The sequence below is a fragment of the Actinomadura graeca genome (assembly GCF_019175365.1).
In the GTDB taxonomy this organism is placed as follows: Bacteria; Actinomycetota; Actinomycetes; order Streptosporangiales; family Streptosporangiaceae; genus Spirillospora; species Spirillospora graeca.
The window spans coordinates 1,014,187-1,035,629 of sequence record NZ_CP059572.1 but is presented as its reverse complement, the minus strand read 5'-3'; the positions used below and the strand labels follow the sequence as shown (position 1 = coordinate 1,035,629).

Here is a 21,443-nt window from a genome sequence, read left to right as displayed (position 1 = left end):
CGGCAACGTCCGCGTCCCGCCAGGTGGGACGTCCCTTTCCGGCTCCTCCTACAGTGGGGGCATGACGTCCGACGGCTCCTTCCTCCGGCGCGCGGTCGCGGTGCTGACCGCGTTCCGCGCGGACGACGACGGCCTCGGCGCGGCCGAGCTGGCGCGGCGCAGCGGGCTGCCGAGGTCGACGGCGCACCGGATCGCGCTCGACCTCGTGGAGGCCGGGCTGCTGGAGCGGCAGGGGACCAGGGTGCGGCTGGGGCTGCGGCTGTTCGAGATCGGCCAGCGGGTCCCCCGCCAGCGGGTCCTGCGGGACGCGGCCGTCCCGTACATGTCCGACCTGCGGGAGGCGACGCGGCAGACCGTCCACCTGGCGGTCCTGGAGGGCGCCGAGGTCGTCTACGTCGAGATCCTCGGCTCGCCCGGCGGCCCGCCGATGCCGTCGGAGGTCGGGGGGCGGCTCCCGGCGCACGTGACCGGGGTCGGCAAGGCGATCCTCGCGTTCTCCCCGCCGGACGTCGTGCGGGCCGTCCTCGACGCCGGGCTGCCGCGGGCGAGCGGCCGCAGCGTCGCCGCGCCGGGGCTGCTGGCCCGGGAGCTGGACCGGATCCGCGAGGAGGGCGTCGCCTACGACCGCGAGGAGTCCGGCCTCGGCATCGTCTGCGCCGCGAGCCCGGTCCTCGGCCCGGACGGCGAGGCCCTCGGCGCGCTGTCGGTGTCGGGGCGGTCGGGACGGATGCGCCTGACGGCCGTCGCCCCCGCCGTCCACACCGCGGCGCTCACCCTGTCCCGGGCGCTGCGGGAGAGGGACCGTCTCCGATCCAGCTGAGCGGGGCACCGTCACCGCCGCCGGCGAGGGGCCGCGGGCGAGGACCGGCCGGGGGCTTGACCTCAAGCGCGCTTGACGTCCCAGAGTGATCGTCATGGACAGGACGGACATCGGCCCGCGGGCCCGCGAGACGGAGATCGCCGCGATCGGGCGGCTGGTCGCCACGGTCGAGCACGCCCAGAACAACGAGCTTCCCGACGAGTTCCTCGCCCTCTTCCGGGCCGACGCGGTCTGGACGACGGGCGGCGGCAAGCGGCTCTTCGGCATCGACGAGATCGAGGCGTTCACCCGCGAGGTGCTGCCCGGCGGGATGGAGGGCATGACGGTCGCGTTCGAACTGGAGCACGTCCTGTTCGTCCGTCCCGACGTCGCCGCCGTCAAGCTGCGCCAGGTGTACGAGACGCCCGGCGGGCGCGACGTGGGCTCGCCCCTGTGGATCCTGTCCAAGGAGGACGGGCGGTGGCGGCTGGCGGCCGCGCAGAACACGGCTGCCCCCGACGACGAGCTGGAGGCGGGCGCGGAGACCAGGCCCGTCTTCACCACCGGGCGGTGACGCCGTCAGAGTCACCTCCAGGTCACCCTGAAGCGTCCTGGCCGATATGTGCCGGACGGAATACGCTGCGAGCAAAACGGAGGAACCAGCCCGGCGATTCTGGACTCGGGAGGCGCCGTTGCGGCCCAGTGCCCCCTCGGCGGGCGAACTGGCAGGGTGGGTGATCGACGCGGCCACCCGGGCGTGGCAGCTCGTCGCGGACCTGGACGCCGACCAGCTGGCCGTGCCGCTGCTGCCGACCGTCAACCCGCCGCTGTGGGAGGTCGGGCACCTCGCCTGGTTCCAGGAGAAGACCGTCCTGCGCGACGCGTGCGGGGAGGCGCCCGCCCTGGAGTCCGCCGACGCCCTCTACGACGGCGCCGCCGTCCCGCACGACACGCGCTGGCGGCTCGACCTGCCTCCGGTGGCGGTGATCGCGGCCTACGCCCGCACGGTGGCGGAGCGGGTCGCGGAGGAGGTGACCCGCCCGGACGCGACCGACGTCGTCCGCCATCTCGCCCGCCGCACGGTGCACCACTACGACGCCCGCGCCGAGGCGCTCACCTCCGCCCGGCAGACCCTCGGGTATCCGCCGCCCTTCCTGCCCGGCCTGTCCGGCGCCGAGCCGCCCGCGGGCCACGCCGGCGCGCTGTCGGGCGACGCGGAGTTCGCCGGGGGCCGGTTCCTGCTCGGCGCCCGCATGTCCGAGCCGTTCGTCCACGAGGCCGAGGAGTGGGCGCACGTCGTCGAGGTCGCGCCGTTCGCGATGGCCCGGGCCGCGGTCACGCAGGCGGAGTACGCGGAGTTCGTGGAGGCCGGCGGCTACTCCGACGCCCGGCTGTGGCCGGACGGCGGCGCCTGGCTGGCCACGACCGGCGCGACCCGGCCGCGGTACTGGCGGGGCGGGCGGGGCGGCTGGCGGCGCCGCCACTTCGACACCTGGGTCGACCTGGAGCCGCACCTGCCGGTGAGCCACCTCTCCTGGTGGGAGGCCGCCGCGTACTGCCGGTGGGCCGGGCGGCGGCTGCCGGGCGAGGCCGAATGGGAGTTCGCCGCGGCGGGCGGCGCTCCGGACCGTCCGCGCTACCCGTGGGGCGACGAGCCGCCCGCGGCCAAGACCGGCGTGACCGACTGGCGCTCCAGCGGCCCGGTCGACGTCGGCGCCTGCGCGGCGGGGGAGGGGCCGGGCGGCTGCCGGCAGCTCATCGGCAACGTCTGGGAGTGGACCGCGAGCGACTTCGCCGCCTACCCGAACGCCGGGCCCGGCGCCCCCGCCGCGAGCCCCGGGCGGTTCCCCGGCGGGCGGCGGACGCTGCGCGGCGGGGGCTGGGCGACACGCGGCCGGCACGTCCGGTCCACCATGCGCGACGGCCTGGCCCCCGGCCGGTGGGACGTGGCGGCCGGCTTCCGCACCTGCGCGGTGACCGCCCCCGCAGACGCGCCTACATGAAGTTGCGGGTGTGCAGCGCGGACAGCTCCGCCGCCTCGTCGGCGGGGAAGCCGAGCCGGATCAGGCGGTGCCGCCTGCCCTCGTACATCTCCCGCTGGAGCAGCCGCACCCTCTCGTAGCCGCGCCGGACGCCGCGGGGCGTCCACTCCCCGGCGGCGAGGACCACGAGGGCCTCTAGGACGTCCTCGCCGAGCCCGGCGGTGCCCGACAGGGCGTCGTGCCGGCGCTCGACCGCGGCCCGCAGCCGCCCGTGCAGCCCCGGATCGACGGCGGCCTGATGCTGGATGTGCGCCACACCGAACGCGACGTGCCGCGCCTCGTCCTGGCGCGCCAGGCGCGTCACCTGGCGCGTGACCGGGTCGGGCGCGTGCCGGTCCAGGAAGCTCAGCAGGTTCAGCAGGCTCCCCTCGCCGAGCACCGACAGCAGGAACGAGGCGAGCGAGAAGTCCGGCTCGGCGATCAGCGTGGCCAGCGACTCCCGCCCGCCCGCCGACGACGTGCCGAGGGCGCGGCCCTTCAGCAGCGCCCGGCGGCTGAACACCTCCAGGTGCCGCGCCTCGTCCGCCACCTGCACCGCGAGCAGCTGCTGGACCTCGCGGAAGTGCGGGTGGATCCGGCCGAGCAGCCGCGCCGGGACGATCAGCGCCGCCTGCTCGTTCTCGGCCAGGTACGTCATGACCTGGACGACGGCCCGCTCGAGCTCGTCCGGGAGCGTGAACTCGGCGTCCCAGGGGATCGCCACGTCGGGGTTCCACTGCGCCGCCGCCGCGCTGGTGTACAGGCCCGGCGCGATGTCGGCCCAGATCAGGTCCCGGTCGATCAGGTCGCACGGCAGCGCGGGCCCACCGGGCTCGACGAGCGCGCCGCGCGCCGCCAGGCCCCAGCCCGGATCGGCACGCGGGACGATCCCGTCCGGCGCCGGGCCCCCGGCCCGCCGCGCCTCCGCCCAGCGGCCGTCGCCGGTGCCGCGCACCACCCAGGCGCGGACGCCGGAGTCCGGGTCGTCGGCCGGCCGCACGCCGTGCCCGTGCTCCCCGCACCATTCCGAGAGCCGGTCGGGCAGGTCGCGGCCGCGGCCGGCGACGCCGAGTTCCGCGCCCGGCGGCAGGTCCTTCAGCGCGCGCCGCACCAGCAGGTGCGCGCCCTCCTCGAAGCCGAGGTCCGTGAGGTCCACGATCGGGACGGTCGCCGGCGTCACGGCGCGTGCCCCACGGTGATGATCGCCCCCGCCGGGGCGCGGAAGCCGGCGTCGTCGACGGCTTGTGGATGCGCCATACCACGTCCTTTTCGGGCACGTCGCTGTCAGCTGATCTCGTCCTGCGATTGCGACGATCCCACCAATGTCTTGGCGCGGCAAGGGGGCGGGCGGTGACCACTGAGTCCTCCTTCACAGAAGGCTCGGATCCGTGCCCGATGTGCGATACGCATGCGAATGGAAAGTGATATTGGAACGTTCGCCGAACGGGCCGCCGCGGCCGCCGCAACGGGCCGAAACCCCTTCCCCAGCGCACCGCGCGCCGCCGCGCGGGCACCCGCCGCGGTGATCGGCGCCCGGCTGGCCTGATACGGCCAGGAATCGTCGGCCAGAGCCATTCTGAAAATTTCCGCCAAAGTCGCGAACGTCGGCGGTAACGTTCTGGCACGACTGCGCGGCTTACTGATGCGGTTCAGTTCATTTCTTCGGGGGCATTCGCCGCATCACCTCATTGGCGCGGGCGGCGGGTCCGCCGCGCGGGAAGCGCGACCCGCACCGGACCGCCACCCGGGCAGGCGAACCTCTCGCGGGAGATGTCGTCGGGCTCGACGGACGTTGAGGCCTGATATGTCCAAGCGGACACGCCGCGCGACCGGAAGATCCCGATGGAGCCGCCGCTGCGCGCCCGCCGCCCGGTGCGGGGCCGACCGGCGCCGAGGCGTCGATGCCGCCGCGGGCCAGCGCCGCCGGGCGCTCATCCCGTAGGACCGATCACCGCTACCCCTCAGCCGGACGTCGGCCCACACTCGCCTGCGGCCGCCGTGGAGGCGCCGCCTGCCCTCCTGTGCCCGGCGAAGAACCGGCCCCGGCCAATGCGGCGCTCGGCTCGGCGGGCGGCGGGCACGATGTCGGACACGGTGTGACCGCCACGCGGAATGCATCGTTCCAACGAGAATGACCCGATAGCCGCGTGACGGCCTCCGCGGTCGATGTCCCGAATTCTGGTGTACCGTTGCCGCCATGCCGCCCGCCATGCAATCACGGCGTATCGGATTGGCGCTCCTACTGTTCTGTACCGGAGCCGCCGCCGGGGGAGCCGTGTTCCATTACCAGGCGACGCAGGAGGCCAAACCACGCGTCGTGCGGGGTACGTTCACGGCCGTGTCCTCCGACGAATTGCAGGCCGCGTTCCATGCCGACGGCTCGGAGGCGGCCAGGTCGCCGTCCTATGGGCTGGTGAAGCCGACACCCTGGGAAGACGGGTCGGGCCGATGGCAGGAAGGCCGCCGCCCGGACTGCCTTTCCGCCGGGCGGCGGGCCGAGATCGCGGTGGCCGATATCCCCTACTCCGAGGGTCATCGCTCCGCGAAGATAATCGTGTCGGTACGGTGCCGCTGAGTCGCTAAAGGACTCCTTTCAGACATTGGCCGAGACCGTCCACGGAACCGTGCGGGCGTTCGACCGGATCCGCGTCCGAAACCAATTGAGCGCAGAACGGATCAGACGGGAAGGCGTGACCGTGTCCTTAGGGGACACCACCGCGCACACCTTTGGACGGAAGCCGGTCGAGCGTCATCTTCTGTCGGGGGATCGCGCCGCACGGGGGCATGCTGCGCGATGAGCACGTCTCGGGCGGTCCTGATCTCGGAGAGCCCGCCGGGCGCGGGTCCGGTCGCCGCGCAGACCTCCTGGAACTTCGCCAGGTTCGCCGGTGAGAGCGAGCCGACGCCGTACCGCTTCCACAGGTCGTCCGACAGCCGCGCGACCTGCCCGGGGTCGCGCTTGAGGATCCCGGCCGTCCGTCCGGCCTCGGCGTCGCCCGCGGCGACGACGGCCGACGCCTCGTCGAACACGGTGACCGGGAGCGAGCGCTCGGGCAGGGTGGTCGCAGGCCGCCACGGAACGCCCGCGGAGTCCCCGGCAAGGAGCCGTGCGCGCTCACGGATCAGGGCGGGCCCGCCCACGCCGACCGGGAAGGGCCGGACCAGCACAGCCCAGTCGACGACGGTGGTCCTCAGGTGTGCCAGCCGGATGGCGCCCCAGGAGTGCCCGATGAATCCGCGCAGCCTCAGCCCCCGGCTCTGCGTGACGCCCGTGACGACCTGCTGGAAGGTGCGCGCGTCGAAGCCCCACATCGGCGCGCCCCCGGCGAGGCCGCAACGGCGCGCCATCTCCTCACCGGCGGCGCGGACGTCCCGCGGTGCCGAACGCGCCGCCCGGTAGTAGCCGCTGAGCGCCGCCGCGCACCCGGGATCGGTCTCCTGCGTCACCCAGGGCTCTTCGAGGACGAGCAGGTTGTACCGCTCACCGAGTTCCGCGAAGGCCGCCTTGAAGCGGCCCAGTCCGATCTCGCCGGAGAGTGCGGCTCTGCCCGGCCCGCCGAAGTCGACCAGAACCGTGTCCGCGGTCGCGGCGCGGCCCGCGGGCAGCAGCGCGTACCGCCGGATCCGCCCGTCGATGACGAGCTGGCCGCACGGCTCCCGGGTCGGCTGTTCCTTGCAGGTCGCGCCCGCCGGGTGCGGGACCGCCGTCGTCCGCGCGCCGTCGCCCGTGCTTCCGTGCCGCGCCGTGACGAACAAGCCGGCGACCAGGACCGTCACGGTGGTCAGCAGGGCGGGGACGGCGCGCCGGAGGTGCCGCCCGTTCACCACCCGCTGTCGGCTTTCTCCCAGGTCTCCTGCCGGCAGAGGGTCAGGGTGCAGTAGCTGAGCTGCACGTAGTTGCGGTCGGCCAGATCGATCACGACGTTCTTGTCCTTCGCGTCATACTTGCCCGCGATGTCCATGTACATCTGGTTGGTGCGCTTGCCGTCGAAGTCGATGGTCATGCGGTTCTGCGTGCCCTCGCCGGCGCTCACGTTGAGCCAGTAGTTCTCGCACGTGTTGATGGGCATCGTCACCGAGCCGCTGATGCCCGGCACCCCGCCGCTCAGCGTGAACTCCGTCTTGGTGTCGCACTTGTCCTTGGGGGCCCGCGGGACCCAGTCGGCCAGCTGCTTGACGTTGGCCTCGCGCCCCTTCCACGGACGGGCGGAGACCTCCATGTCCACGGTCTCGGCCTTGATGCCGAACGGTGTCGGGGCGGGCGTCCACAGCGTCCAGCGGTTGTAGTACCAGACCGGTGTGTTGCGCAGCGCGTACTTCTCGAAGCACGAGACGATCTTGTGGTCCCGCTCGCTGTCGTAGTGCGGCTTGAACCAGCCCGTCGAGCACGCGTTGTTCGCCAGGTAGGTGTTGTCGGTGTGCTTGAACACCGCGTCGTACCCCGCGGAGCCCTCTGCCGGCGACTTGCCGGGGACGCGTTCCTCCGGCAGGCCGGACGTGTCGCCGCCGCCCAGCTGGATGCCCATCGCGGTGTTGTAGCCGGAGCCGGAGGAGTGCTCCTTGCGCGAGTACAGGACCTCCTCGGGCGCGGAGCGCCCCTCCCACACGACGGTGATCTTCTCGCCGGAGGCGAACGGATCGGGGACCGAGGTGATCTGAAGCTGCTTCTGGTCCACCAGCCTGCCGTTGCGGGCGGCGTCGTCGAGGTGCTCCTGGACCTTCGCCTGCGCCTCCGTCTCGGACCGCTGAAGCCGGTCGACGTGGCGCCGCGCCCGCATGAGCTCGGGGCCGGTGTACTTCTTGATGTGCGCCCGCGGTTCTCCGGCGGTGGCCGCGCCGGCCGTCCCGGCGAGTCCCGACATCAGCGCCGGAACGCCCGCGGCCACGGCCACCGCCGTGACCATGCCCTTGTTCCGCCTCATGTCGACTCCTTTCGTTGCGCTTGGTCAAGCAGATGATTACTGGAGTGTCCATGCGAAAGATCGACTCGTCCACAAAGGCTGCGGTGATTTGAATCACAGATTGCACTTTCGTCCCATTGACATGATCATTTCGAGAGTGGAGATGCTGGTCGAAAGCCATTCTTCACTTGCGGTGAACGAGGTGCCACGATCAACGGTCTTGCGGACATGCGCGCACCGTCCTACCTTCTCGTCGTCCGCTTGACGCCGCCTCATCGAGAGGGGATCACAGAGTGGAAAACCGAGGCAGGACGCTTGTCGTCGCGCTCGCCGCCGCAGGCGGGATGGTCGGTTTCGCGGTCGCCGGGGTGCCCGCGAACTCGGCCTCCCGGTATGTCGGCACCCCCGGCCAGGAATCGCGCTGCCGTGATCATGATTCGGTTCTGGCCTGTTACTACTACAGCGAGTGGACCAGTGCCTATTGGGGCAAGGGGGTGAACGATCCAGATCTCGGCGACAACCGCTATTTCGCCGGGACGGGGACGGGCGCCGACCAGGTGGTGCGGAACAACTCTCGCAGGATGGTGTGCAAAGTCCAGGTCCCGACCAGGTGCGAAAGCTTTTACAGCACCAATTACATGGGGAATATGGACTGGATGTACAACGGAGAGCGCGGCGAGTTGTCCTACACCAGGAACGACAACGCCTCGGTGATGATCCGGTAGTCGCCGGTGTCCAGCAGACCGTCCCGCCGCCGGGCCCCGCTCGTCGTCGCGGCCCTCGTCCTGGCGACCGGGGGCTGCGCCTCCGGCGGGGCGCCGGGCGCCGCACCGGCCTCGCAGTCCCCGCCCGCCGCTCCCGGCGACTTCGCCCTGCCCGTCAACGCCTACCTGCCGACGGTCACCGAAACCGGCCGGCTCACCCGGGCAAGGACGCTGCTCCTCAGGAAGTGCGTCAGCGGCTTCGGCCTCGCCGTCGGTTCCGACGACGGCTCCGTGGAACGCGCCGCCCGGGCGGAGATCGCCGATCACGGTGTCTACGGGAACAAGCGCCGCTACGGCGTCACCGTCCTGAGCGACGCCGTCCGCAACGGGTACCGGCTCCCCTCGGCCGTCGGCGGAACAGCCGCCCCGGGACACGGCGGTGACCGCCATCCCTGGCTGGGAGAGCTGACCCCGGTCAAGATCAGCGTGCTGTACGGACGGGGCACCGGCGGCGGGCCCGCACCGGTCGTGAACGGAAGGCCCGTTCCCCAGGGCGGCTGCACGGCGCAGATCACGGCCAGGCTGGCGAGGGCAGGAGGCCCGCCCAGCTTCCAGCAGGCCGAGCTGCCGTCCCGCATCAAGGCGGAGTCGTTCACGTACTCCCTGGCCCACCCCCGGCTGATCGCCGCCTTCCGCGCGTGGAGCCGGTGCATGAGGTCACGGGGACACGAGGTGACGCACCCCCTCGACGCCGGAAAGGGCACCGGTGACGACGGCCGGACGGTGCCCCCGGCGGAGATCGCCCTGGCACGCGACGACGTCGGCTGCAAGCAGCGGGTCCGGCTGGTGAAGACCTGGTTCGATATCGAGGCGGCGTTCCAAAGGGAACGCATACGCGCCCATCACCGGGAACTCGAGTCAATCCGCTCGGCCAACCGAAACCGAATGAAGGCCGTCGCCGACATCATCCGGACCGGCGCGTAATGCACGCTGCGCACCGTCCAATACCGAGATCAGGCGCCCTCCTCCCATCCCGACGGCACCTGACCCTCGCCACCGGCGCGGCCAATCCGCCCTCTACCGACTCTCAGGCGACCGCCACCACACAGGTACATCGACCCGGACACCGCGAAGGCTTGCGGCTATCCGTACATCACAGCGGGAGGGCTCACGTATCGGGGCAGCGTTTCCAAGCGAGGTGATAGGTGCTGCGTACGCTGCCGTCGGTGGCGTCCAAGGTGAGCAAACTGACCCTGGTTTTGTCGGAGGTCCCAAATCGGCCTGCAACTGCGTGCTGAGCGTGATCTCGTTCTTCTCGCCGCAGGGCTTATAGACGATCCAGGTGATGTCGTCCTTGGCGGTGAAGTCCCAGAAGTCAGAGAACGGGCCGGAGAGCGTGTTGTCTCTGAAGACGGACCTCTTCTGCGCATAGGTGAACGTCGTTTTCATTGCACCGGACGCGCCGGGCTCAAGGGAGGCGAAGCCGCGGAGGCGACTGCGGGACCGCCGAAGCGGGGGCCGCGACAAGGCCGATCGAGACGCTCAGGGTTGCGGTCGCAATACGCCCGGTGTTCATCATCGAACTCGACCTTCCAGGACCAGGTCCTGATGACGGCCATCGAGGAACTCGTGGTCGCGTAGCCGTCCCTCCTCGGCGAAGCCGAGCTTACGGTGGAGCGCGATCGAAGGCTCGTTGAAGGCGTAGATGCCCACTTCGCACACATGTCCGCAGAGTGCTGGTCGAACTCTCTGAACGCCTGCCAGTCCTCGGGCTCGACGCCGCGCAGACGCACCCGTTCACCGGCCCAAAAGGAGGATGCAACCGAACAGAGGAGGTCGTCGGGCCGCAAACGATCGGCTTCCGAAGCGCGGCCCACTCCCGCGTATGCGCCTAACAGGCAGGCCAGGACACCCGATCGGTCAGGAATAGAGAAGCTCCCATGACCGAGTCATACCTAGGGTGACTGGCATGGACGCCAAGACGACCGGCAGGAGGCGCACGATGACGAAGGATCAGAAGACGAGGAACGACGGAGGACATGGGGCGGTGTCGCGGTGGTTCCAGCACCGCATGAACGCCCGCGTGAACCGGAAGATCCGCAAGGGCCGTGGCGCCTTCATGGGCATGGACGTCCTGATCCTGCACACGGTGGGACGCCACAGCGGGCAGATGCGGGAGACGCCGGTCGCGTGGTTCGCCGACGGCGAGGACGCCTGGCTGATCGTCGCATCGGGAGGCAAGAACCGGGACCCGGATTGGCACCTCAACCTGATGGGCCGCCCCGGACGGGCGTCGATCGAACTGCCCGACCGCCCGGCCGTCCCGGTGACGCCGCAAGTCCTTGAGGGCGCCGAGCGCGAGGAGGCGTGGCGGCGCATCACGGCGGCGCAGCCCCGCTACGAGAAGTACCAGCGCAAGAGCGGCCGCGAGTACCCGATCGTCCGGCTCACTCCACGCTGACACCCCGCAGCGGGATGCCGTTGAAAGGGGCAGCGGGCCCCTTGCGCAAGAGATCACCCACGACGTAGGCGGCCCAATCCTCCGGCGGGTCCCCCAGGTTTCGAACGCGCAGGGTGGGGCTGCCGCCCACACGAGGACCCTGGCATTTCCTATCGGTCTCATACGAACGTTGGCCCGGGCCCTGTGGAACCGGATGCGGGTACATCTCCGTGCTTCAGGTGGGCGTCAATCTGGTCGGCTGCGGCCTCGGGGCTGCCGCAAAGGAGCAGGATGTCGGACCCTCCTCGTCCGAGCGAGAAATAGCCCGCCATCTCGCGGCGTGACGCCCCCGCACAGTGATCACCATTCCGGCACCGCGGTTCTCGGTCCGGCCTTCGACTGCGGCCTTGACGATGCTCTCGGCCTCGTCGCGGCCGCCCGCCGTCACGTGCGCTTCGAGGTTCTGGGTCATAGGGCCGGCCCCAGCCATGGGCGGACGGTCGGGGCGGTGCAGATTCGAGGAGTGTAGGCGCCCGCTTTTGAGCAGGCGGCTCTTGTGCGGTGCCTAGTGCGGGTTGGTGTGGGTTTCGCTTAGCCATTTCTCGATGGTGCGGTAGTCGGCTTGGGTGATGCCGCTTTCGGGGTTGATGGTGTGCAGGAGGGACGGCCCTGGGTGGTGTGCGGATGCCCAGGTGCGGTCGTTGTCGGTGATCTCGTCGTCGAGCCAGGCGAAGGGGCGTTCCGCCGCGTATGTGACGAGGGTCCTGGTCTTCCAATGCAGGCCCGCGCGCTCGTCCTGCTCCTCGGTCGCGGACGCGTCCGGCCAGGTCACGAGAGGCAGCGGCGGGAGGCCGAGGCGTGGCGCGATGCATTCGTTCGCGTCCTCCATCCAGGTGGTGGCCCAGACAAGCTCGCAGTCGAGCCTTTCCAGCCGCCTTCCATGCTCCGGATCGATCCTCGACAGGAGCGGATTGTCGTCGGCACCGGACGGCCGGTGAGTGGGGTAGGTCCCGGATGCGGCGCCGAAAGGGATGAGGGGGCCGTCGATGTCGAGGAAGAGCAGCGGACGGCGGATGGTCACGGGCGTGTGAGGGTGGTGGTGAGCACCAGGGCCGTGTAGTGCATGGTGAAGGAGCCTCCGGCGGCGTCGATGACCTCGCCGATGCCCGTCAGGAGTTCCTCCAGCTTGGCGGGGGAGAACAGGGTGTGGCCGCCGGACGTGGGGACGAGGTCCAGCCACTCGTCCCGCGTGTAGTCCCGCTCCCATTCGAAGTTCCACTGCTCCGGGTCGCCGAAGGCGTCCACGGCCCGCATGCCGTCGATCGGCTTGGCGAGGAGGGCCGTGTGGTCCCCGGGAGGCGGCAGCATGCGGCTGAAGATCGGCGAGTCGGGCAGCACGCGGCGGTAGACCGCGGAGAACGCCTCGCCCAGGTCGGGCGGCGGCCGGAAGACGTTCCAGAACGCCGCCAGGCGTCCGCCGGGACGCAGGATCCGCGCCGCCTTGGCCGGTCCGGCGGCCGGGTCCACCCAGTGCCATGCCTGGCCCGCGGTGACCGCGTCGAACGCCCGGCCGGCGGGGTCCCAGTCCTCGAAGGACGCCACCTCCACCTCGACGCCGGTCCGCCGCGCGAGGGCGGCCATGCGGGCGTCGGGTTCGACGCCCAGGACGCGGCAGCCCGCGTCCTGGAACTGGCGGGCGGCGATGCCGGTGCCGCAGCCGACGTCCAGGACGCGGGGGCCGGGGCTGCCGGTCACGATCGCCTCGATCATGGCGCCGGGGTAGCGGGGGCGGTTCCGGTCGTAGCGCTCGGCGTCCGAGCCGAAGGACTCCGCCATCGACCGGTGGCGGTGGGGGGCCTCGTGGAAGGGCCGGGTCTGGTCCGGCGGTTGAGTGGGCACATGCCCACTCTAGTGGGACGTGTACCTCCCGTCCACGGGGCGACTCAGCGGCGCGGATTTGACGGTTCGGGGTGCCGCTTGTGGAAGCGGCCGTCCTTCATGATGTAGTGCAGTTTCGCGGGGTCCTGCAGGACGGTGATGTCAGCCAGGGGGTCACCGTCGACGAGTAAGAGGTCGGCCAGGTAGCCGGGCAGGACCTTGCCGAGCTCGTGGGGGCGGAGCATGATCTCGCCGCCCGTGGCGGTCGCGGCGATGACGGCCTCCATGGGGGTGAAGCCCAGCAGCTCGACGAAGTGCTGGAGGTCGCGGGCGTAGGTGCCGTGGGGCGTCCAGGCGAAGCCGTAGTCGCCGTCGGGCAGTAGCCGGACGCCGCGGCGGTGCATCTCGCGCAGCCCCTGGACGGCGATCTCCAGCTCGCGTTTGTAGCCGGCGGCCTCGGCGGCGGCCTGGGGGAAGCCGAACGACGCGGCCTCGTACAGGGTGGCGACGAGCCAGTTGATGCCGGGGGCGACGAACACCCAGTGCCTGCCGGCCTCCAGCATGTCCATGCCCTCGGCGTCGGTGAAGCTGGCGTGGTAGATGACGTCGACCCGGTGCCGCAGGCACATCTTGACGCTCTCCGCGCTGCGGGCGTGGGCGCACACGCGCTTCCCGCGGCGGTGGGCCTCGGTCACGGCGGCCGCGACCTCCTCGTCGGAGAAGTAGGTGTCCTCGGCCCGCCGGGTCCCGGTGATCTCCTCGCCGGTCATCGAGAGCTTGATCTGGTCCACGCCGAGGGCGACGAGCTCGCGGACGGCCTTGCGCATCTCCTCGGGCCCGTCGGCGAACTTGGTGATGCCCTCGACCAGGGCACCGCCGGTGACGGCGATCTCGGGGCCGTTCGCCAGGTAGCGGGGGCCGGGGACGCGGCCCGCGTCGATGGCGTCGCGGCAGACGACGTCGAGGCGGTCCTTGGCCGAGGCGGCGCCCAGGCACATGGTGTAGCCGGAGTCGAGGTAGGTGCGCGCCGCGTCCAGGCAGTCCAGCAGGTGCTCCTCGACCGGCAGCGCGCCGAGGCCGTCCAGGTCGGCGCTGTTGTTCCAGGACAGGTGGGTATGGGCGTCGCACAGCCCGGACATCAGGGTCCGCCCGCGGCCCTCGACCACGCGGGCGCCGGTGGCGTGCGCGGCGTCGACCGTGCCGACGGCGGCGATGCGGTCGCCGTCGACGAGGACGTCGCCGGGATAGGGGGCGGCGCCGGTGGAGTCGAGGATCCGGACGTCACGGAAGAGGGTCTTCGGCATGGCGGATACTCCCGGGGTTCGGCCAAGCGCGTCAGGGGTGCCGCGTACTGTCGTCCCCCCGACGGCACGGCGCTACGCTGCCTGCCCGGCTGCCATCGGCGGGTGCCGGTCACCCGTCCGCCGGGCGCCCTGGCCATAGGGAACGCGTGAAGATCGGGGCCCGGCGCGTAGGGAAGTCGTCAAGATCCGCACCTCGGCCCGGCCGCCTCCCACCAGGGCTGAGAGGATGACGGCCATGGCCAGGGGGCAGCTCCGCATCTACCTGGGGGCCGCCCCCGGGGTCGGGAAGACCTACGCCATGCTCTCCGAGGCGCGGCGCCGGGCCGAGCGCGGCACCGACGTCGTCGTCGGCTACGTCGAGACGCACGGCCGGCCCCGCACCGCCGCGCTGCTGGAGGGCCTGGAGACGCTGCCGCGCGCCCGGTACGCCTACCGCGGCGCCGAGTTCACCGAGCTGGACGTCGCGGCGGTGATCGGCCGCGCCCCCGAGGTCGTGCTCGTCGACGAGCTGGCCCACACCAACGCCCCCGGCGGCCGCCACGGCAAGCGCTGGCGGGACGTCGAGGACATCCTGGACGCCGGGATCCACGTCATCTCGACCGTCAACATCCAGCACCTGGAGTCCGTCAACGACGTCGTGGAGGAGATCACCGGGGTGCCGCAGCGCGAGACCGTCCCGGACGAGGTCGTCCGCCGCGCCGACCAGGTGGAGCTGGTCGACATGGCGCCCGAGGCGCTGCGACGCCGGATGGCGCACGGCAACGTCTACACGCCCGAGAAGGTGGACGCCGCGCTCTCCCACTACTTCCGCGTCGGCAACCTGACGGCGCTGCGCGAGCTGGCGCTGCTGTGGCTGGCCGGGAAGGTCGACGAGCAGCTCGACCGGTACCGCGGCGAGCACGGCATCGGCGGCACGTGGGAGGCGCGGGAGCGGATCGTCGTCGCGCTGACCGGGGGGCCGGAGGGCGAGGCGCTGCTGCGCCGCGCGACCCGGATCGCCGCCCGCTCCAAGGGCGCCGACTTGCTCGCCGTGCACGTCACGCGCGGGGACGGGCTGGCCGGGGCGCGCCCCCGCGACCTGGCCAGGCAGCGGGAGATCGTGGAGGGCCTGGGCGGCACCTACCACCAGGTCGCCGGGGACGACATCCCGCGCGCCCTGCTGGACTTCGCCGGGGCCGTCAACGCGACGCAGCTCGTCCTCGGGGTGTCGCGGCGGCGGCGGATCGCGCAGCTGCTCCGGCCGGGCATCGGGGTGACGACGACCGCGATGTCCGGCACGATCGACGTGCACATGGTCACCCACGACCAGGCCCGCCGCGGCATCGTCCGCCCGGCGCGCGACGGGGGCCTGTCCCCGGGACGCCGCATCGCCGGGTTCGCGCTGGCCGCCTGCGGGCTGCCGCTGCTGACGGCCGGGCTCGTCCAGGCGCGTCCCGCGCTCGCGCTGCCGAGCGACATCCTGTTCTTCCTCGCGGCCGTCGTCGGGGTCGCGCTGGTCGGCGGGATGTGGCCGGCGCTGCTCACGGCGGTGACCGGGTTCCTGCTGCTCAACTGGTTCTTCACCCCGCCGCTGCACCACTTCACCGTCGCCGAGGAGGAGAACCTGGTCTCGCTGGCGGTGTTCGTCCTCGTCGCCGTCGGCGTCAGCCTGGTCGTGGACCGCGCCGCGCGGCGCTCCCGCGAGGCCGCGAGGCTCGGCGCCGAGGCCGGCGTGCTGTCGGCGCTCGCGGGCAACGTCCTGCGGGGGGAGCGGGCCCTGGACGTGCTGCTCGGGCGGCTCCGCGAGACGTTCGCGCTGACGTCGGTGACGCTGCTGGAGCGGCCCGCGCCCGCGACGCCCGACAGCCACGGCGACCCGTCCGGCTGGCGGATCGTCGCGACCGTCGGCGGGCGGCCCTGCACGTCGCCGGGGGAGGGTGACACCGAGATCCCGGTCGGCGACGACCTGACCCTCGCGATCCGCGGCCGCCCGCTGCCCGCCGGTGACCGGCGCGTCCTGGAGGCGTTCGCCGTCCAGGCCGCCGGGGCGCTGCGCCACCGGCGGCTGGAGGCCGAGGCGGAGCGGGCCCGCCCGCTGGAGGCCGCCGACCGGATGCGGACCGCGCTGCTCAACGCCGTCAGCCACGACCTGCGCACCCCGCTCGCCTCCGCGAAGGCCGCCGTCGACAGCCTCGCCACGTCCTCGGTCGCGTGGACGCCGAGCGAGCGCGAGGAACTCCTGGACACCGCCCGGCAGTCCCTTGACCGCCTCGACCGCCTGGTCGCCAACCTCCTCGACATGAGCCGCCTCCAGGCGGGCGTGCTCGGCATGGCCGCCCAGCCCATCGCGCTGGACGAGGTGGTGCCGCGCGCCCTCGACGACCTGCGGCCCGACCTGCTGGACGGCGGAGGCGAGGTGTCGGTCCGGCTCGCCGGGGACCTGCCGGAGGTCACCGCCGACCCGGCGCTGCTGGAGCGCGTGCTGGTCAACCTGATAGCCAACGCGGTGCGGCACAGCCCGCCCGGCGCGCCCGTCCTCATCACCGCCGGCGCGCTTCGCGACCGCGTCGAGCTGCGCATCGCCGACCGCGGGCCCGGCGTCCCCGCCGCCGACCGGGAGCGGATCTTCCTGCCGTTCCAGCGGCTCGACGACCGCGACAACCACACCGGCGTCGGCCTCGGCCTGGCCCTGGCCCGCGGGCTGACCGAGGCGATGGGCGGCGAGCTCGTCCCCGAGGACACCCCCGGCGGCGGGCTGACGATGATCGTCGCGCTGCCCGTCCACCACCGCGCGTCGCCCGCGCCGGACCCGAACGGGCCGGGCATGGCCGGGCCGGATGCCGGCGGGCCGGACGGGGAGGGGGCGCCGTGACGCGCGTCCTCGTCGTCGACGACGAGCCGCAGCTGCTGCGCGCACTGCGGATCAACCTTCGCGCCCGCGACTACGAGGTGCAGGTCGCCGCGGACGGCACCACGGCGCTGCGCCAGGCCGGGGCGTGGAAGCCGGACCTGGTCGTCCTCGACCTCGGCCTGCCCGACATCCCCGGCCTCGACGTCATCCACGGGCTGCGCGGCTGGACGCACGTCCCGATCATCGTGCTGTCCGGCCGCGCCGGGAGCCAGGACAAGGTGGAGGCGCTGGAGGCGGGGGCCGACGACTACGTCACCAAGCCGTTCGACATCGAGGAGCTCGTCGCCCGCATCCGCGCCGTGAGCCGCCGCGTCCCCGGGCCGGAGGCGCCCGCGTCGGTGGAGGTGGGCGAGCACACGGTCGACCTCGCCGCCAGGACGGTGACCGGCGGCGTGCACCTCACGCCCACCGAGTGGGAGCTCCTCGGTGTCCTGCTCCGCAACCCCGGCAAGCTCATCAGCCAGCGGCAGCTCCTCACCACCGTCTGGGGCCCGTCCTACCTGCGCGAGACGAACTACCTGCGCCAGTACATGGCCCAGCTCCGCCGCAAGCTCGAAGCCGACCCGGCGCACCCCCGGCACCTCCTGACCGAGCCGGGCATGGGATACCGCTTCCAGCCCTGAGCATGAGCGTGCCCGGCCCGGCCTTCCCACCCCTGTGGTGAAGGCCGGACCGGGCACGTTCTGACTGTGTTAGTGGTCGCTGCTGGTGGTGTCCCGGATCGCGGTGTCAGCGGATCCGGGTGGGGTCAGGACCGCCTGCTGGTGGCAGGTGGTGCCTGGGGGCTGACGGCGACCTTCCACAGGGCGTGGGCGATCGCGTCGGAGCAGCGGTCCAGGGCGGTGGTGTCGATGTTGTCGGGGTAGCGGTCGCAGGCCTGGTGGTAGCAGCGGTCGAAGGCCTGGTTGGCGGTGCCGCCCCATTTTTGTGGCTGGGCGGCGGATTTTTTGGCCGGGGCGCCGGTGAACAGGAAGGTGGTGGCGATGCCGGCGTCGCGGAAGGAGCCGTCGTCGCTGCAGCATTCGGCGACTTCTTCGGTGGGGATCTTCAGGGTGTCGAAGTATTCCTTGAGGTTGCCGGCCAGGGGGGTGCTGAGGTTGTCGATGAAGTAGCCGGGGTTGGGGGAGCCGACCATGTCGAAGTTGAAGTAGCCCTTGATCTTGGTTTTTTCGGCGGCGGTGAGGCGGCCGACGTAGGATTTGGAGCCGCGCAGGCCTTGTTCTTCGTCGGTCCACCAGCCGAAGCGGACGTGGTTGAGCATGGCGGGTTTGGCTTTGGCCAGCTGGAGTGCGACCTCCAGCTGGGCGGCCGAGCCGGTGCCGTTGTCGTTGATGCCGGGTCCGGCGGCGACGCTGTCGAGGTGGGCGCCGAACATGTAGACGGTGTTGTCGTTGCCGCCGGGCCAGTCGGCGATCAGGTTGGGTCCGGCGCCGCTGGTGCAGCCGGAGGTGCAGGGCTGGCGGGCCACGGTGAACCCGGCCTCTTTGAGCTTGCCCTCGATGTAGGACACCGAGCCGGTGTAGCCGGCGCCGGTGGAGCGGCGGGTGCCGCCGTTGGCCGTCGCGATCGTCTGCAGCTGCTGCAGGTGCGCCTTGACGTTCTCGACAGGGACGTCAGGCGCCGCCGACAGCGGCTTGGCGGGCGGTGCCTGGCCGCCCACGGCGACCTTCCAGAGCGCGAACGCGATCGCGTCGGCGCTGCGGTCCAGCGCGGTGGTGTTGATGTTGCCGGGGTAGCTGTCGCAGGACTGGTGGTAGCAGCGGTCGTACGCCTGGTTGGCGGTGCCGCCCCACTTCTGCGCCTGCGCCGCGGTCTTCCTTTCCCCCGCGCCCGTCGACAGGGTCGTGGTGGGGATCCCGATGTTGCGGAAGGAGCCGTCGTCGCTACAGCACTCGTTGACCTCCTCCGTCGGCACGTTGATGGAGTCGAAGTACCCCTTCAGGTTCGCCGCCAGCGGCGTGGTGATGTAGTCGATGAAGTAGCCGGCGTTGGGCGAGCCGATCATGTCGAAGTTGAAGTAGCCCTTGATCTTCGACCGCTCGGCGGTGGGCAGGCGGCTGGCGTAGAACTGCGAGCCGCGCAGGCCCTGCTCCTCGTCGGTCCACCAGCCGAACCGCACATGGTTGAGCATGGTGGGCTTGTTCTTGGCCAGTTCGAGCGCGACCTCCAGCAGGGCCGCCGACCCCGAGCCGTTGTCGTTGATGCCCGGGCCCGCGGCGACGCTGTCGAGGTGGGCGCCGAACATGTAGACGGTGCTGTCGCTGCCGCCGGGCCAGTCGGCGATCAGGTTGGGTCCCGCGCCGCCGGTGCAGCCGGAGGTGCACGCCTGCCGGGCCACGGTGAACCCGGCCTCCTTCAGCTTGCCCTCGATGTAGGACACCGACCCGGTGTAGCCGGAGCTCGTGGAGCGCCGGTTGCCGCCGCTGCCGGAGGCGATCGTCTGGAGCTGCTGGAGGTGGGCCTTGACGTTCTCGATGTTGATGTTGGGCGCGGCCGCCGTGGTGGGCGCGCCGGTGACCTCGACGGTGTACGAGGCGGTGTGCGTGCTGCCGCCGGCGGCGTTCACGGTGACCGTGTACGACCCGGCGCGTGCCTTCTCACCGGCCGTGATGGTGAGGGTGGAGGTGTTGCCGGCCTGGACCCGTGCCGGGTCGAAGGCCGCGCTCAGCCCGGAGTCGGCGGGGGAGACCGTCGCGGTCAGGTCGACCGGCTGGGACTCGCCTCCGGTGACGGTCGTGTTGACGGTGGTGCGCGCCGACTCGCCGGCCTTGATCGAGCCGGTGCCGGGCGACACCGTCAGCGAGAAGTCGTTGCCGGCGGCGGAGCAGGACGGCTCGCCGGACTGCGCGCCGAGCTGGACGGCGTTCCAGGCGTCCTTGACCTTGTTGTACCAGTTGCAGGTCGGGTCGAGGTTCTTCGCCGCGGTCAGCGTCAGCGTCCGGTACCGGGCGTAGTCGGTGCCGGAGGTCTTCAGCAGCATCGCGTTGTAGAAGATCTTCGCCGCGTTCAGGGCGCCGATCCCGGTCACCGACGAGGGACCGCCCTGGCAGATCGGGCTGCTCGGCTTGCCACCGCCGGGGTTGGAGCCCTCGGCGAGCAGGTAGAACCAGTGGTTGCCCGGTCCCGCCGCCTTGTGCACCTCCATGTTCGGCACGGAGGAGGAGTAGCAGTTCGGGTCGTTGTCGACCAGCGACGGGTTGTACATGTTGCGGATCGGGCCCTGCCCGACCAGGTCGACCATCTCGCCGACGGTGTAGTCGGGGGTGTCGACGCGGTTGTTCAGGAAGTGCTCGGCGGCCGCTCCCCAGACGTCGCCGACGAACTCCTGCGTGCCCCCGCCGGAGATCCCGCCGGGGGTGAAGTTGTCCAGCGCGTGGCCGAACTCGTGGTCCACCACGTCGGTCGCGGTGATCCACTCGTTCCGCTCGTTGAAGCCGAAGTTGGCCTCGTTGCCCGTCCAGTAGGCGTTGATGTCGTTGAGGCCGACCTTCGCCGGGGCCCACCGGCCGTTCTGCAGGCCGGTCCGCCCGAAGGTCTTCAGCAGGTCCCAGAAACCGGCGGCGGCGTACATGACGTCCACGCAGCCGGACTCCTTGTCGGTCTTGGACGAGCTGCCCCAGACGTCGTCGGGCCCGGAGAGGACCTGGCCGGTGCTGTAGTCGGCGCACGAGAGACCGGGCCTGCCCGGGTCGTTCATCGTGTAGGAGCCGCCGGACTGGGTGGTGCCGATGGTCAGGTTCGACCCCTCCCAGACACCGGTGCCGGTGCCCGCGTAGATGGTCTCCTGCTCGTCGAAGCGCTTGCCGGTCAGGGCGTCGACGTAGACCTTCTTGCGGCTCATCTGCTTGCCGTCGCGGCCGGAGACGACCGTCTCCCACGCCAGCCGGGGCTTGGCCAGCGCGTGCACGACCAGACGCGGCTTGAGCCGCTGGCCGTCCGGCTTGGTCAGCGCCGTGCGCGACCGGCCGGCGGCCGTGTCCGCGCCGACCTTCGGGGCGACGCCGACCGCGATCCGCTGCTTCTGCGCCACCGACACGGTGCGCACGTGGCCCTTGGCGTCGGTCGCGACGACGAAGTCGCCGCCGACCACGGGCAGGTCGCGGTAGGTGCGCTCGTAGGCGACGTAGTACTGGTCCCAGGGCGTGCCGACCACCTGGGTCCGGACGAACTTCTCGTCCTTCCCGGCGCGCAGCTCGGCGACGCGTCCGCCGACCAGCCGGTCCGCCGACGCCATCGCGGCCGCCTTCGGATCGGCGCCGGGTCTCGGGCTGCTCGCGGGGGCCGACATGGCGAGGGCCGCCATGCCGGTGACCGTGAGCGCGGCGACCAGAACGGTCACCAGAAGGAATTTGCCTTTCACAGCCGCATGCCTCCATGGGGCGGGGGGTGGCCGCCCCGCGGGGTCGGGGCGGCGGCCGACGCGACGACCTGCCCCGGCGCGGAAGAAGGGGCGCGGTTCGGTGACGGGAGCGCGCACGGGTGGCGAATTGTCGCGTCTGCGAAGAC

Annotated in this window: 18 protein-coding genes; 9 read left to right on the top strand and 9 right to left on the bottom strand. The window is 71.8% G+C overall.

The annotated features are described in order from the left end of the window. The first annotated feature begins 61 nt into the window (after positions 1 to 61). From AGRA3207_RS04995 to AGRA3207_RS04985, 3 genes are all read left to right on the top strand, one after another. The gene (locus AGRA3207_RS04995) at positions 62 to 820 is read left to right on the top strand and encodes an IclR family transcriptional regulator (protein WP_231333368.1); all 759 of its coding nucleotides are present in this window, start codon (positions 62 to 64) and stop codon (positions 818 to 820) included. A 94-nt stretch (positions 821 to 914) separates the two neighbouring features. Then, complete coding sequence (locus tag AGRA3207_RS04990; RefSeq protein WP_231333367.1) at positions 915 to 1,373, top strand: SgcJ/EcaC family oxidoreductase; 459 nt, start codon at positions 915 to 917, stop codon at positions 1,371 to 1,373. Between the two features lie 118 nt (positions 1,374 to 1,491). Further along, positions 1,492 to 2,802 carry an SUMF1/EgtB/PvdO family nonheme iron enzyme gene (locus AGRA3207_RS04985; RefSeq protein ID WP_231333366.1) on the top strand — a complete coding sequence of 437 codons (1,311 nt, stop codon included), beginning with the start codon at positions 1,492 to 1,494 and terminating at the stop codon, positions 2,800 to 2,802. Here the strand turns inward: AGRA3207_RS04985 and AGRA3207_RS04980 are convergent. Beyond that, complete coding sequence (locus AGRA3207_RS04980; protein WP_231333365.1) at positions 2,795 to 3,976, bottom strand: ferritin-like domain-containing protein; 1,182 nt, start codon at positions 3,974 to 3,976, stop codon at positions 2,795 to 2,797. The two genes, AGRA3207_RS04985 and AGRA3207_RS04980, sit on opposite strands and share 8 nt — an antisense overlap. Positions 3,977 to 5,017: 1,041 nt before the next feature. Between AGRA3207_RS04980 and AGRA3207_RS04975 the strand changes: the two genes are divergently transcribed. Next, positions 5,018 to 5,395, top strand: coding sequence for a hypothetical protein (locus AGRA3207_RS04975; protein WP_231333364.1), 378 nt, complete (start codon positions 5,018 to 5,020; stop codon positions 5,393 to 5,395). A gap of 101 nt (positions 5,396 to 5,496) precedes the next feature. Here AGRA3207_RS04975 and AGRA3207_RS04970 read toward each other — a convergent pair whose 3' ends face one another. Both AGRA3207_RS04970 and AGRA3207_RS04965 read right to left on the bottom strand, forming a co-directional pair. Beyond that, positions 5,497 to 6,645: a hypothetical protein gene (locus AGRA3207_RS04970; protein ID WP_231333363.1), complete on the bottom strand. Its 1,149-nt coding sequence runs from the start codon at positions 6,643 to 6,645 to the stop codon at positions 5,497 to 5,499. Next, positions 6,642 to 7,742: a hypothetical protein gene (locus AGRA3207_RS04965; RefSeq protein WP_231333362.1), complete on the bottom strand. Its 1,101-nt coding sequence runs from the start codon at positions 7,740 to 7,742 to the stop codon at positions 6,642 to 6,644. The genes AGRA3207_RS04970 and AGRA3207_RS04965 overlap by 4 nt, the downstream gene beginning before the upstream one ends. 272 nt (positions 7,743 to 8,014) lie before the next feature. Between AGRA3207_RS04965 and AGRA3207_RS04960 the strand changes: the two genes are divergently transcribed. Next, positions 8,015 to 8,446, top strand: coding sequence for a hypothetical protein (locus tag AGRA3207_RS04960; protein ID WP_231333361.1), 432 nt, complete (start codon positions 8,015 to 8,017; stop codon positions 8,444 to 8,446). A 6-nt stretch (positions 8,447 to 8,452) separates the two neighbouring features. Beyond that, positions 8,453 to 9,409, top strand: coding sequence for a hypothetical protein (locus tag AGRA3207_RS04955; RefSeq protein ID WP_231333360.1), 957 nt, complete (start codon positions 8,453 to 8,455; stop codon positions 9,407 to 9,409). A 93-nt stretch (positions 9,410 to 9,502) separates the two neighbouring features. Here the strand turns inward: AGRA3207_RS04955 and AGRA3207_RS40185 are convergent, their stop codons facing one another. Both AGRA3207_RS40185 and AGRA3207_RS04950 read right to left on the bottom strand, forming a co-directional pair. Then, positions 9,503 to 9,874 (bottom strand): hypothetical protein, encoded by a 372-nt coding sequence (locus AGRA3207_RS40185; RefSeq protein WP_420830869.1) that lies wholly within the window; start codon positions 9,872 to 9,874, stop codon positions 9,503 to 9,505. Positions 9,875 to 10,000: 126 nt separating this feature from the next. After that, entirely contained in the window at positions 10,001 to 10,138 is a 138-nt protein-coding gene (locus tag AGRA3207_RS04950) for a GNAT family N-acetyltransferase (protein ID WP_231333359.1), read from the bottom strand. A 289-nt stretch (positions 10,139 to 10,427) separates the two neighbouring features. Between AGRA3207_RS04950 and AGRA3207_RS04945 the strand changes: the two genes are divergently transcribed. Next, the gene (locus AGRA3207_RS04945; protein WP_231333358.1) at positions 10,428 to 10,886 is read left to right on the top strand and encodes a nitroreductase family deazaflavin-dependent oxidoreductase; all 459 of its coding nucleotides are present in this window, start codon (positions 10,428 to 10,430) and stop codon (positions 10,884 to 10,886) included. A 544-nt stretch (positions 10,887 to 11,430) separates the two neighbouring features. Here AGRA3207_RS04945 and AGRA3207_RS04940 read toward each other — a convergent pair. Genes AGRA3207_RS04940 through AGRA3207_RS04930 form a run of 3 tightly spaced genes read right to left on the bottom strand, consistent with a single transcriptional unit; the run spans position 11,431 to position 14,047 of the window. Beyond that, positions 11,431 to 11,946 (bottom strand): HAD domain-containing protein, encoded by a 516-nt coding sequence (locus AGRA3207_RS04940; protein ID WP_231333357.1) that lies wholly within the window; start codon positions 11,944 to 11,946, stop codon positions 11,431 to 11,433. Next, positions 11,943 to 12,764, bottom strand: a complete 822-nt coding sequence (locus tag AGRA3207_RS04935; protein WP_338028257.1) for a class I SAM-dependent methyltransferase — start codon at positions 12,762 to 12,764, stop codon at positions 11,943 to 11,945. Before AGRA3207_RS04935 ends, AGRA3207_RS04940 begins: the two co-directional genes overlap by 4 nt. Before the next feature lie 44 nt (positions 12,765 to 12,808). Further along, on the bottom strand, positions 12,809 to 14,047 hold the full coding sequence (locus tag AGRA3207_RS04930) for a metal-dependent hydrolase family protein (RefSeq protein ID WP_231333356.1): 1,239 nt from the start codon (positions 14,045 to 14,047) through the stop codon (positions 12,809 to 12,811). Between the two features lie 235 nt (positions 14,048 to 14,282). On the opposite strand from AGRA3207_RS04930, the gene AGRA3207_RS04925 reads away from it, so the two are divergent. Together AGRA3207_RS04925 and AGRA3207_RS04920 are read left to right on the top strand one after the other, a co-directional pair. After that, on the top strand, positions 14,283 to 16,898 hold the full coding sequence (locus tag AGRA3207_RS04925; RefSeq protein WP_231333355.1) for a sensor histidine kinase: 2,616 nt from the start codon (positions 14,283 to 14,285) through the stop codon (positions 16,896 to 16,898). Next, on the top strand, positions 16,895 to 17,560 hold the full coding sequence (locus AGRA3207_RS04920; RefSeq protein ID WP_231333354.1) for a response regulator: 666 nt from the start codon (positions 16,895 to 16,897) through the stop codon (positions 17,558 to 17,560). The genes AGRA3207_RS04925 and AGRA3207_RS04920 overlap by 4 nt, the downstream gene beginning before the upstream one ends. 125 nt (positions 17,561 to 17,685) lie before the next feature. Here AGRA3207_RS04920 and AGRA3207_RS04915 read toward each other — a convergent pair whose 3' ends face one another. Further along, the gene (locus AGRA3207_RS04915) at positions 17,686 to 21,276 is read right to left on the bottom strand and encodes a M28 family peptidase (RefSeq protein ID WP_231333353.1); all 3,591 of its coding nucleotides are present in this window, start codon (positions 21,274 to 21,276) and stop codon (positions 17,686 to 17,688) included. Positions 21,277 to 21,443 lie beyond the last annotated feature (167 nt).